Origin of the sequence: Dissulfuribacter thermophilus (assembly GCF_001687335.1) — a bacterium.
In the GTDB taxonomy this organism is placed as follows: domain Bacteria; phylum Desulfobacterota; class Dissulfuribacteria; order Dissulfuribacterales; family Dissulfuribacteraceae; genus Dissulfuribacter; species Dissulfuribacter thermophilus.
The window spans coordinates 37,941-50,027 of record NZ_MAGO01000004.1; the positions used below are offsets into that span (position 1 = coordinate 37,941).

Sequence of the window (12,087 nt, forward strand, 5' to 3'; positions counted from 1 at the left end):
GATCTATGGTTAGAAAGGTCTTATGTATAACAATCGCACTAATTTTTATGACCAATTTGGCCCCTGCCCATGGAGCGCGCATAAAAGATATAGCCCAGGTGCAGGGCATGCGTATCAATCAACTGGTAGGTTATGGTCTTGTTGTCGGACTAAATGGTTCTGGCGATGGTACCCAGGCAAAATTTACGCTCCAGTCCATTGCAAATATGATGGAACGAATGGGGATAAATGTGGACCCCAATCAAGTTAAGGTGAAGAACGCAGCAGGCGTCATGGTAACGGCGAATCTCCCCACATTTACGAAACCAGGCCAGAGAATAGACTGCGTGGTATCTAGCATTGGAGATGCCAAAAGCCTTCAAGGAGGTACGCTCCTCATGACCCCCCTCAAAGGGCCAGACGGAAAAATATATGCCATAGCCCAGGGGCCATTGAGTATTGGAGGATTTGCAGCAGGTGGCGCTGGTGGAAGCGTGCAAAAAAATCATCCAACTGTGGGCAAAATACCAAACGGGGCAATAGTAGAGAGGACTGTAGATGTAGATTTGAATAACAGGACCAGCATCACCTATAGTCTATACTATCCTGATATCACCACAGTAGCCCGTATGGCAGAGGCCATAAATGATGCGTTGGGTCAGGACGTAGCCAAGGCTGTGGACCCAGAATCTGTTAGAATTGACATTCCTCCAGAATTTCAGGGAAACGTACTCAGTTTTTTATCAAGAATAGAGGCTATTGAAGTGGATCCAGACGTAAAGGCAAAGGTAGTACTGGATGAACGCACTGGTACTGTGGTCATGGGTGAGGACGTGAGGATAAAGACCGTTGCGGTTTCACACGGCAATCTCAGCATTCAAATAAAGGAGACCCCGCAGGTGTCTCAGCCAGCCCCCTTTGGGGCGGGACAGACGGTTGTAACACCGGCTACAAAGGTCAAGGTAAAAGAAGAGAAGGCCCACCTCATGGTCCTTGAGTCAGGACCGACAATAGGCGAACTCGTAAGGGCCCTAAACGCTGTGGGAGTAACCCCAAGGGACCTTATTTCAATACTTCAATCCATAAAGTCTGCAGGGGCCCTACAGGCAGAGTTAGAGGTGATTTAGGTCATGATGACACCAGTTTTATTTGACCCAACTACAGCAGTAAATCTCAAAAAGGAATCCCTTAAGGAATCCCTTGAGGAAAAGAGATTCAAAGAGGCCTGTAAGGGATTTGAGGCCATGTTCATTAATGAAATGCTCAAGGCAATGAGAAAGACCATTCCAAAGTCTGGCCTTTTGGATGGAGGGCTGCGCCAGGAGATCTACGAATCCATGTTTGATGAAAAGGTCTCCGAGGCCCTCTCAGAAAGAGGTGCATTGGGGATAGCGGACATGCTCTATAACGCATTTGCCCCTCGTGTAATTAATAAAGGAGAGCAGTAGAAATGAAGAGGCTTCCAAGACTATCTCATACCTTTTGGGCCTATCTAAACGGACTTACATCCGATATTGATAGACTCCTTGAAGTCTTGGAAAAGGAGCGAATCAGCCTATTGGAAAGGCAGTTTAGTGCAATTTATTCTTATGCCAAGGAAAAGGAAAATCTCGTAAAAAAAGTAAAGAACGGTGAGGACAGGCTCCTTAAGACAGTCACCCAAATTTTGACCAAGATGGGAGTCAGCCCTAAAAATCCCTCCATCTTCGATGAGTTTAAAAATATCCTAGACTTTAATGATTTCTTACGGTTTGAGAAATGGTTTTTAGACTATACCCATAAAAAAAAGGAGGTTCAGTTAAAAAACCAGAGGAATCTGAATTGGGCAAAGTCAGGTTTGGCCCAAACCATAGAGCTCTCCAAGATACTCATGAAATACCCTCGAAACTGCAATACAGATGGCGCAGCTGGCCAATGCCTATACAATTCCAGAGGGCAAATTAGGGAAGGTTTAAAATAATGGCTGGTATTACGAGTCTCTTAAACATTGCAAAGACCGCTCTTTTGACCCACCAGCTCAGTCTTCAGACCGCAGGCCATAACGTCTCAAACGTAAATACCGAAGGTTATTCAAGACAGGAGGTTACCCTTGAAGCCCAATACCCCAATCTGTCTCCCATCGGCAATGTAGGAAACGGTGTAACTGCCAGGGAAATAACCAGGGCTTACAACAGCTTTATCACCAATACGCTGTTTTCCAAGATGTCTGATAAGGCCGGTCTGGAGACCCAAGAGTCTGCAATGACAACCATCGAAGGTATTTTAAACGAGGTGGATGGTTCTGGACTCTACAACCAGCTAAATGAGTTTTGGAGTGCCTGGGACGATCTATCCAATAACGCCGAAGGTATTCCAGAGAGAATGACCCTTTTAGAAAAGGCTAAGCTGTTGGTAGATGGCATAAGAGAAAGGTATAATAGCCTTTTGAATCTTTCCAACGAAGTCAATCTGAATCTGGAACAGACCGTCAAAGATATAAACCAGACCGCTGATCAAATCGCTGAGCTAAATGTCCAGATTGTGGCAATGGAGGCAAATGGCCACGCGGCTAATGATTTGAGGGACAAAAGAGATGTCCTCCTCAAAAAACTTTCTGAACTCACTGATCTTCATTATTTTGAGACACCACGAGGTACCTATACCATAATTATGGGTAAGGGGTTTCAACTCGTCGAGGGAGATAGATCCTGGCATATAGAATACTCAAATGGCGCTGTGAATTGGATAGGAACCGATGGAACTAGGACTGAGCTTACCCAGGAGGAAGTAGGTGCTGGAAAGCTCGGAGCCTGGCTTGATATTAAGTCGAGAATAAGTCCAAGGGACAAGGGACTTCTCATTGGCTCTACTGCAAACACCAGCGGAGGAAAGGCAGTAAATAGCTGGACACGCTGGGACGAAATAGACGGAGTGAATATAACAGGGCCCTTTGAGATACACTTTTCAGGGACTGATCAAGACGGTCTCCCAGTGACAGGGACCTTTCAATATGATCCTGGTCCTCCAGAATCAGGTGCAAGGATTCAAGATTTCCTCGACGCCATAGAGGCGGCTTTTTCTGGTCCTGGAAAAGGTGTTCAGGCATACGTAAATGAAGATGGAAGGATTTCAATAAAAGATCTCACTCCTGGTACCAAGTCCATAACCTTTCAGATTGATTCCATACAAGGCCTTGTGAATGGACTCGACCTTGGAAAATTCGATGGAAGATATCCAACTAATTATCTGGAAACCTTAAATCAGTGGGCAACTGCCCTTATTAAGGAGGTAAACACTCAACACAGTCAAGGTGCTGGATTGGCCCCGCTTACAGAGACCACAGGGGTCTATAGTGCCACAAATACAGGGGAACCCATTGGTTTCAGGTCCTCTGGACTATTTTTTTCAGACCAAGTTAAGGCGGGATCCTTCGAAATTTGGCTCTTCGATCAAAACGGAAATGTTGTGGACTATGATCCTTCTACCCCAGAAGTAAACGACCCTGTGGTAATATCTGTGGATCCTGCCACAACTACAATGGAAGACCTCAAAAATGCCGTTGACTCAATCGAGGGAATAAGTGCAAGACTTGTAAATGGGCACCTGGTAATAGGTGTTGATGGGACAACCAGTGTGGCTGGCTTTGCCTTTGGGAAGGATACATCAGGGGCCCTCTTAGCCACTGGACTAAATGCCTTTTTTACAGGCACCAATGCAGAGACCATTGGCCTTGACCAGGCAATTCAAGATGACCCAACCTTGATAGCAGCTGCCAAGGTGGAGTCAAAAGGGACTTCTGTTGTCGTGAGCCAGCGAGAGGTCATTGACCCACAGAGGCCACTTGGGGCCTCAATAGATCCTGGTACTCTCACTATATACAAATACGATCAAAATGGCCTCATTGTAGGGAGCTCAGAGATCCAGGTAGATCCCGCACACGATTCCCTCAATGAGATCATCAACAGGATCAATCAGATAGATGGTGTCTTTGCAGAGATCACTCCCACAGGCACACTAAGGATTTACGGAGACAGCCAGGACTTTTCCACGATTGGCATTGGCAACGATACTTCAGGGCTGATGAAATACCTGGGAATCCCCACAGCCAACCAGGAGATCCAGGCTTTTTTCAGCGTTACCAATGACAGCGTCCCACTTGGAAGCCCCCTTTCTGGGCTGAGCGATTATGGCGCCCTTAAGGCTGGATCCTTTGAACTCAAAACCTACGGGCCTGACGGTGCATTGATAGGAGAAAGTGTACTAAATTTCGATCCAAATACCATGAGCCTCCAGGATGTGGCAAATGCCCTCAATGGAACTGGTCTATTAAACGCAAGTATTGTAGACGGTCGTCTTATCCTCGATGCTCCTCCTGGGACGCAAGGCATTTTCTTTAAAAATGATACCACTAATCTAATGAGTTCCCTCGGACTCCCAACAATTGGACAGAGTCTGACAGGGATGTACGGAGTTGAGGACCTAAATGTTTCTCTGGATGATATCGAACAATCCATTGTCCCAGGGTCCTTCAATCTCTATCTGTATGACCAGGACGGAATCTCTATCCCTGGATCCCCTATAAATATCTCTGTTGGGACATGGGATAGTCTTGAGGACATAGCCCTAAAGCTCGACGCAATATCTGGGATTAAGGCCAAAGTAGTTGGAGGCCGCTTGGACGTTCGAGCAGAGGATGGAGTTGGATCGTTTATACTCACGGACGACACCTCTAATCTGTTTAATACTCTGGGAATCTTTACGCCCCTTGGAGGAGGGCTTTCTCCTGCAAACAATGAAAATGCCCTTTCAATTAGAGACATAAGTAGATATTCTATTGATAGCCTTAATGGTGCCACCATAAACGAGGCATATCAAAACCTGGTAGGAAGGATAGGAATTGAGACAAGAGGCATAAAAACCGATCATGAATTTTTAAAGAGCACTGTGGCAGATCTCCAGATGAGGAGGGATGCGATATCAGGGGTATCACTCGATGAAGAGCTCAGTAATCTACTCAAGTTTCAACATGCGTATACTGCGGCTGCAAAGTTGATAAGCACTGCTGATGAGCTCTATCTTGCCTTGTTACAGGCCAAACAATAGCCTGGTTATTAACTGGAGGGACAATCCATGCGGGTGACAGTAGCAAATATCTTCAACCAAATAAAGACAGATCTTGGAAATATTACTGAGGAAATGTCGTTGAAGACGTCTCAGATTTCTTCTGGCAAGATATACAGGCGTCCCTCTGATGCACCTGTGGCACTTACCCATGCATTGTCTATAAGATCCAGTATATCTGTGACAAACCAGGTTCAGAGAAACATCGTATATGGCCAGGGATGGACGCGATCCACAGAAGAGGTACTGAATCAGGTGCAAGAGCGCTTGACTCGTGCAAAGACTCTGGCGATTCAGGGTGCCAATGACACCCAGAATGCAGATACCAGACGTGCTATTGCAGAAGAGGTCAAGGGAATCCTTGAGGAATTGGTTAGCCTCGGGAACACAAGATTTGGAGGGCGATATCTATTTGGTGGCACTAAGACCAAGGGCTATGACCGAGGGCAGGCACCCTTTGTGCTGGGTCAGGACGGCAAGGTACAGTATCTTGGCAATAGAGACAACTTCGAGATTACCGTAGCAGATGGTCTGACCAAAGTTATAAACATAGACGGAGACACTGCTTTTATGCAAGGAGGCGTATTTGATAGTGTCAGTAAACTCTATGACAGCCTCGTATCTAACAGCCAAGAAGACATTGATGCCTCTATTGGTGCCATTGATGAGGCATTGAAGAACATCAGTGTACAGATCTCAAAGGCAGGTTCCATTTCAGGTTCACTTGAACGCCTTGAATCAATGGCTGACTCTCTTGAACTTACTGATAAAGAACGGCTTTCTGACATAGAGGATATAGACATGGTTGAGGCAGCAACAGATCTTACTAGGCTCCAGACCAGCTATCAGGCAAGCCTTGCTGCAGCCTCTAAAATAATGCAACTTAGTCTTGCAGATTTTATTTAGACAATACTGAACTGATCCTTTGAACTCTGGTCTTGACCTGGCCATGAATTTATAGATGGAGAAAGCTAAGTGCTAATTATTACAAGAAAAATAGGGGAAAAAATTAAGATAGGAGACTCCATTGAAATAGTGCTATTAGACATAAAGGGACGTCAGGCAAGTATTGGAATAAGCGCTCCAAAGGGAGTGACAATATTGCGTGAAGAGGTTTTGAAACGTATCAAAGAGGAAAATATCAGGGCTGCAAAGGAAGCCCCGAAAACAAAAGATTTGGATAGTTTGGACATTTAGGTGAGGCAAAATATCGACATGGAGATCAATACTACTCGTTTTGGAACCATTGAGATTGAAGAGGAAAAGATCATCAAGATGACCCGAGGGCTTCTCGGATTTCCAGATGACAGGCGTTACGTTTTGATTCCCCATAAGGAGGGAAGTCCCTTCCACTGGCTTCAAAGCGTAGACACGCCTGCGCTGGCCTTTGTAGTTACAAGTCCGGGGCGTTTCTTTTCAGATTATGTCTTTGATATTTCAGATGAAATCGAAAAAGAGTTGGAGATTGAAGCCCCTGAAGACGTGGACTGCTTGGTAATCATTACAATACCAAAAGATAACCCCAAAAAGCTTACTGCAAACCTTTTGGGTCCTATTGTAATCAATGTCAAAAAGCGCCTTGCCTGCCAGGTGGTTCTTGACCCAAACGTCTATCCAGTCAAGTGTCCTCTGTTGCCAGAGGAATAATTATATTTAAGACGTCTTCTAATATTTCTTCTTTACTTTTAGAGGCGTCAATCTTTTGGATGAAGGGGTAATCCAATTCGTCAAAGATCTTTTTCACCCTCCTCAGGTAATCCAGGGCCTCGAATGAATTGGGGGTTTCCCCCCTTTTTTCTTCAATGCGCCTCAGGGCGCTTTCTGGGTCAAGGACTAGTATTATGGCCAGGTCTGGCCTTGGTGAAAATGCTTCATTTTCTACCCTGATCTTTTCAGGCTCCAGTCCTCTTGCCCCTTGATAAGCAATAGTGGACAGGTAATAGCGATCAAGGACTACAATCTTTCCCTCTTTTAGGGCAGGTTCTATAAAGTCCCTTACATGCTCTCTCCTATCTTCTGTAAAGAGTCTCAATTCTTCTTCAGGAGAAAGCCGTTCGGGACTGGTAAAACTTTGCCTAAGAATTTTACCATACCTTCCAAAGGTTGGCTCAAAGCTTAAAACAGCGTCAAAGCCCTTTTCTTTCAAGGCGTTATAGAGATTTTTGGCAAGAGTGGATTTCCCAGTCCCGTCTATACCTTCTATTGCAATCAGTTTACCCATTTTTTCTCTTCTTATATGCGGAACGCTTTAGAAGGCAATAGGTTACTCCTGTTCCTCCATCCCAGGGTGGTGCACTTGCATAGGCAACAAGGAATCTCCTGTAAGGGCCTCTTTTGAGCCAGTCCACCACTGCCTTTTTAAGGACCGGACCATCTTTTGAACCTAGACCTCTACCGTGAATAAAAGCAATACATCTTAGATCCTTTTTTATGGAATCGGCAACGAACTCTTCACATAATGCCAATGCAGTCACCACGTCAACTCCATGGAGGTCCAGGTATGCCTGCACACTAAAACGGCCCTTGTGTAGTGCATCTGCTACCACTGAGGAAAAGGAACTTCGCCCTCCACTGACAAATTCTGAGGTGTCTTTCAATGAAATAAAACCATTCCCAGAGACGAGTTCCTTTAATTTTTTTAGGACTTCCTCCTCTGTTTGACTGTGGTCTAAAGTAGGCTCTCTTTTGGGTTGGTTCAAAAAACTTTCTTCTACCTTGGACTCTTCCTTTTTCAGAGGGACCACGCCCTCCATCTCCCTTAAAAACATCATTAATTCTTTTTCATTCTCAAATACTTCCTGAGAATCCAACATGTGTTGAGATTTAGCGGCGGTATTCCTAGTCAAACTGACGTCATTTAGGATCTTGTCCCTTCGTAGTTTTTTTATTTCCTTACCAAGGCTCTCAAATGGCGTAAAGGTGAGATGTCCCATGAGACTGCCTCAAAATAAATAATCTCCATTAAGATTAAAAACCTTCCAGGATCTTTTCTAAGCCATTTATAAGGGCTGCTATTTCCTCATTGGTAAGGGGTGAGGCAATATCCTCAGTGAGCTTTATGTGTAGATCATGATGCTCCTTAAAGCTCTTTTGCCCCTTTTCAGTGAGATCAACAACATAAGAGCGCCTATCATCTGGGTGTGGTTTTCTCTCAACAAGCCCCTTTGCCTCAAGTCTATCGATCATGACAGTCATGGTACCTGTTGTAACACCAATTTTCTCTGCCAGTTCCTTCATCCTAAGTCGCGGGTGATTTCCAAGGACCTCTATAGTATGTATCTGAGGTGCGGAAAGCCCTGAACCGCGTACTACTGATGCATCCCATGAGGCCATCTTATCGTAGAGTTCAATCAGAAGATCAGTGAGCTTTTGAAAGTCCTTTCTCATAGCATCTCCTCTCCCATCTTCATTCGTGATAACAGCTTTATATCACATTATCCAACTTGGTGAAACCTTGAAAAAACTATGATTTATATACTAAAAATATATAATTTTTATTCATGAAATGTTTATTTCTTCAAATAAAAATCAAAAAATCTGGCATAAATTTTGAATTTTCAAATCTCAAAGAAACCTAGGGAGGTAACGCATGAAAAAATTCAATTTCTTCATCCTCTTAATACTATTGAGTGGCTGCTCTTTTCCAGGATTCAAAAAAGAACAAAATTACGCATTATTAGAAACCAACACAACCATCAATCAGAGTGAGACTATCAACCAGAGTCCAAAAGAATCAGAAAACTCTCAGGCGGAAGAATTTGACCAGTTCATGCACAATCTTTCTTCCCAGCTCCTACACAACTTGAATGGGACGACAGACCTCCAAGGCCCCATTGCTGTAACAACATTTGTGGACCTAAATCATCTTTACAGGACCTCTCCATTTGGACGCTACATCGCAGAGGGACTTATGGGAGAACTCCAGAGGGCTGGGCTCATGGTTACTGAAATAAGGAAAACAGAATCTATCCTTATAAAGGAACGATTTGGAGAATATAGCCTTTCAAGAAACATAAAAGAGATTTCAAAACACTCTTCTGCTGAATACCTACTAGTTGGCACCTATGTTGTTCGAGGAGACAACATATTCGTGAACGCAAGGATTATATCAAACAAAAACAATATAGTGGTCTCTTCTGCCCAGGCCCATCTTATGAGAAATTCATTTCTAGACCGAATGCTCTGGCCATCCGCAGCTCCTGATGTATCACCCACAGTCACTATTCCCATTAAAGCCCTTGGTGAGGAGAGTAATGTGGAAATAATTCCCGCTGGATCGTAGCAGAATTGGAGGATATTGCGTGGGCTTCAAGGTACTAATTGCAACAATTATCTCCTTATTCACCCTTGTCTCATGTGGCCCCATTAAAGGAAGCTATTTTGCCCAGGGGCCGCCCCCAATGGTAAATACTGTACCCAAAGGTAGGGAGGTCTCAAATTTCCCAGAACTTTGCCGGGAATTGGTCCGTGATCTACTCAAAAACAATAGCTATGAGAATCTCCATGAAAGGACACTGGTAGTTACCACCTTTTCAGACATCAACAACCTTGAACACCCAACAAGATTTGGAAGGACTCTAGCCGAGACACTACTATCTACCTTGACCCAAAACGGTATTCAGGTACAGGAGATCAGGAGTGCTACATCCATCAATCTCGCTCCGCAAAAGGGGGAATTCTTGCTTACGCGTAATCCCGAAGAAATCAAGAAGTCGATCAAGGCAGAAACAGTGCTAACAGGCACCTTTTCAGAGACCCCTACCACAGTCATTGTAAATGCTCGGATAATCGACTTTAAAACCAGGACTACTATATCTGCAACTTCAAGGGAGATAATAAAGACCCCTATTGTAGAACAACTCCTCAGAGAAGAAGGAGGGCTGGAACCCAGTTCTCTTGACAGGCTTATACAATGAATAAAGAAATCATACCTGTGAACAAGAGTAGTACAAGCAGATCTAGCTTAAAAGACAATCAATTAAGTACTGTTGAGGCACCTCTTACACATAGCAATGAATGTAAAGGGATACTTCCTTTAACACAGACATCTGAGGCCAAAGTTGATAAGGGCATGTGGAAGCGTCTACAAATAATCTTTGCTGCTATCCCATTGCTAATATCCCTGTTCTCGTGTTCTAACCCACAAACATCTACTCTCTTGTCAACAAATAGGGCCTATACAGAAATAACTCCCAAGATTGAGGTGTATGTTAAGCCTAAGGTTTCTCCTAAACTTCCCCTTGGTCCAGTGCTTCTGGCTAAAACAGTATTTCCATCCTATGTTGACGAGACACAAAGAGGGCTAAAGGAGATTATCCATGGCACTTTGTTACAGACAGGGCTCTTTACTGCAGTGGTGGACCTTGAAGACGCAGACGACAAAGGAGAATACGCAGAAGCCAGTACCTTTGATTATGCCTTAGACCATGGGATTCCACTCCATTTGACAGTCAGCGTGCAAAAAATCCTTGAACCCGTGGGAGAAAGCCCTGGCTTCTGTGCCCTGACCCTCAAGCTTCAGAGATCAAAAGACAAGGTAACCGTATTTTACGCCTATGGGGAGGCACAACTCACTCCTCAAAGAGAAAAGGACTTCATCTTCTTTACCAAGGCCTACAGACGTGCTCCCACGACCGTCCAGGGACTGATTACCATATTGCACGCCATGGCAGCAGAACTCAGGTGAGGGGAGCTCAACCTTTGTGCTGAGCTTTACCCACACATGACACCGTAAACTCAACACTTCCAAAGCTTTCTTCCTTCAACTCAAAACTCAACACTCAAAACTCAAAACTTTTTTAGGAATATTGCTTCATAAATTTCTCAATTCTATCATAGGCCTCGTTCAGTACATCTTCTGGAGGCAAGAACACGAGCCTAAAATGTGGAGTCTCAGGGAGACTTCCAAAACCACTGCCATGTACCACAACTACACCTGTTTCCCTGATCAGGGACTTGACCCACTCTTTATCATTACAGTCCACTTCAATCTTGGGAAAGGCGTAAAAGGCCCCATTGGGCACCTGACATGAAATCCCTGGGATGGCATTTAAACGCTCTACAGTCAGGTCTCTTCGCCTCCGCAATTTATCAATAGCATCCTGAATATGACCCTGGGCTCCATTCAAAGCCGCGGGAATGGCAAACTGTTTTGGATGGCTTGCACACAGCCTTGCTCGAGCAAGCTTCCTCATGGCCTCTGTATAATCCTCTACAAGCTCTGGGGCACCGCTAACCACTGCCCAACCTATACGGAATCCAGGAGCAAGGTAACACTTTGATAAACCATTAAAAGTTACAACTGGCAATTCTTTATCAAGGGAAGCGAGACTAATATGAGGCTGACCATTCAGTATAAGCTTTTCATATATTTCATCACAGAGCACCACAAGGTTGTGCTTCCTCGCCAGCTCCACAATCCCCCTCAAGGTCTCTTCAGTGTAGACCGCCCCAGTGGGATTGTTCGGATTTATAACGACAATCGCCCTTGTCTTATCATCTATTTGGCTTGCCATGTGGTCAAGGTCCGGCTCCCAATTCTTCTCTTCATCGAGTTTATAGGGCCGAGCCTCACCAATGAGCCTTGCTAAAAGTGCATTGTAAAGCGGGTAACCTGGAGATGGTACGAGTACATTTTCACCATTGTTTACCAGGGATGAAAGGGCAAAGTCAATGGCCTCACTGGCACCGGTTGTAATCAATACCTCATAAGGTTCAATCCCCTTTTTAATGGCGTCTTCCTTGATGGCCTGGACAGCCACATCCACTCCCTCAGAAGCAGAGTACCCTGTGTGATGCTCAAGCATTGCCTTATATGTAGCCTCAATTAGGTGTGACGGGGTTCTAAAATCAAACAGTACTGGGTCTCCAATGTTGAGGTAGATGAGATCTCCGCCACGCTCTTTACGTTTCTCTGCCTCAACTACAATGTCTCGAATAGCATACTCTATATTCTGTGTCCTTTTCGATGGGATAACCTTTGATAACATCACTGGCCCTTCCTAAATT

The 12,087-nt window shown here is 44.6% G+C and carries 14 protein-coding genes; 10 read left to right on the forward strand and 4 right to left on the reverse strand.

The genetic code is table 11. The features are described 5' to 3' along the window. Positions 1-5 precede the first annotated feature (5 nt). The 7 genes from DBT_RS04230 (at position 6) to fliW (ending at position 6,726) form a co-directional block, all read left to right on the forward strand. Entirely contained in the window at positions 6-1,106 is a 1,101-nt protein-coding gene (locus DBT_RS04230) for a flagellar basal body P-ring protein FlgI (RefSeq protein ID WP_067616788.1), read from the forward strand. Between the two features lie 3 nt (positions 1,107-1,109). Next, on the forward strand, positions 1,110-1,427 hold the full coding sequence (locus DBT_RS04235; protein ID WP_067616790.1) for a rod-binding protein: 318 nt from the start codon (positions 1,110-1,112) through the stop codon (positions 1,425-1,427). A gap of 2 nt (positions 1,428-1,429) precedes the next feature. Then, positions 1,430-1,939 carry a hypothetical protein gene (locus tag DBT_RS04240; protein WP_067616792.1) on the forward strand — a complete coding sequence of 170 codons (510 nt, stop codon included), beginning with the start codon at positions 1,430-1,432 and terminating at the stop codon, positions 1,937-1,939. Beyond that, positions 1,939-5,061, forward strand: a complete 3,123-nt coding sequence (gene flgK, locus DBT_RS04245) for a flagellar hook-associated protein FlgK (RefSeq protein WP_067616795.1) — start codon at positions 1,939-1,941, stop codon at positions 5,059-5,061. The genes DBT_RS04240 and flgK overlap by 1 nt, the downstream gene beginning before the upstream one ends. Before the next feature lie 27 nt (positions 5,062-5,088). Further along, the gene (flgL, locus tag DBT_RS04250; protein WP_067616797.1) at positions 5,089-5,985 is read left to right on the forward strand and encodes a flagellar hook-associated protein FlgL; all 897 of its coding nucleotides are present in this window, start codon (positions 5,089-5,091) and stop codon (positions 5,983-5,985) included. A 69-nt stretch (positions 5,986-6,054) separates the two neighbouring features. Further along, positions 6,055-6,276 carry a carbon storage regulator CsrA gene (csrA, locus tag DBT_RS04255; RefSeq protein ID WP_067616808.1) on the forward strand — a complete coding sequence of 74 codons (222 nt, stop codon included), beginning with the start codon at positions 6,055-6,057 and terminating at the stop codon, positions 6,274-6,276. Beyond that, positions 6,277-6,726 (forward strand): flagellar assembly protein FliW, encoded by a 450-nt coding sequence (gene fliW, locus DBT_RS04260; protein ID WP_083186619.1) that lies wholly within the window; start codon positions 6,277-6,279, stop codon positions 6,724-6,726. On the opposite strand, the gene tmk is transcribed toward fliW, so the two are convergent. Genes tmk through DBT_RS04275 form a run of 3 tightly spaced genes read right to left on the reverse strand, consistent with a single transcriptional unit; the run spans position 6,698 to position 8,466 of the window. Further along, positions 6,698-7,300 (reverse strand): dTMP kinase, encoded by a 603-nt coding sequence (gene tmk, locus DBT_RS04265; protein ID WP_067616811.1) that lies wholly within the window; start codon positions 7,298-7,300, stop codon positions 6,698-6,700. The genes fliW and tmk overlap by 29 nt on opposite strands. Then, positions 7,293-8,012, reverse strand: coding sequence for a Smr/MutS family protein (locus DBT_RS04270; protein ID WP_067616812.1), 720 nt, complete (start codon positions 8,010-8,012; stop codon positions 7,293-7,295). The genes tmk and DBT_RS04270 overlap by 8 nt, the downstream gene beginning before the upstream one ends. 34 nt (positions 8,013-8,046) lie before the next feature. Then, the gene (locus DBT_RS04275) at positions 8,047-8,466 is read right to left on the reverse strand and encodes a MarR family winged helix-turn-helix transcriptional regulator (protein ID WP_067616814.1); all 420 of its coding nucleotides are present in this window, start codon (positions 8,464-8,466) and stop codon (positions 8,047-8,049) included. Positions 8,467-8,668: 202 nt separating this feature from the next. Between DBT_RS04275 and DBT_RS04280 the strand changes: the two genes are divergently transcribed. From DBT_RS04280 to DBT_RS04290, 3 genes are all read left to right on the forward strand, one after another. Beyond that, positions 8,669-9,361: a FlgO family outer membrane protein gene (locus tag DBT_RS04280; RefSeq protein WP_067616815.1), complete on the forward strand. Its 693-nt coding sequence runs from the start codon at positions 8,669-8,671 to the stop codon at positions 9,359-9,361. A gap of 118 nt (positions 9,362-9,479) precedes the next feature. Then, complete coding sequence (locus DBT_RS04285) at positions 9,480-9,995, forward strand: FlgO family outer membrane protein (protein ID WP_141674205.1); 516 nt, start codon at positions 9,480-9,482, stop codon at positions 9,993-9,995. Beyond that, entirely contained in the window at positions 9,992-10,765 is a 774-nt protein-coding gene (locus DBT_RS04290) for a hypothetical protein (RefSeq protein ID WP_067616821.1), read from the forward strand. The genes DBT_RS04285 and DBT_RS04290 overlap by 4 nt, the downstream gene beginning before the upstream one ends. Before the next feature lie 112 nt (positions 10,766-10,877). Here DBT_RS04290 and DBT_RS04295 read toward each other — a convergent pair whose 3' ends face one another. Next, on the reverse strand, positions 10,878-12,068 hold the full coding sequence (locus tag DBT_RS04295; protein ID WP_067616823.1) for an aminotransferase class I/II-fold pyridoxal phosphate-dependent enzyme: 1,191 nt from the start codon (positions 12,066-12,068) through the stop codon (positions 10,878-10,880). Between the last annotated feature and the right edge of the window lie 19 nt (positions 12,069-12,087).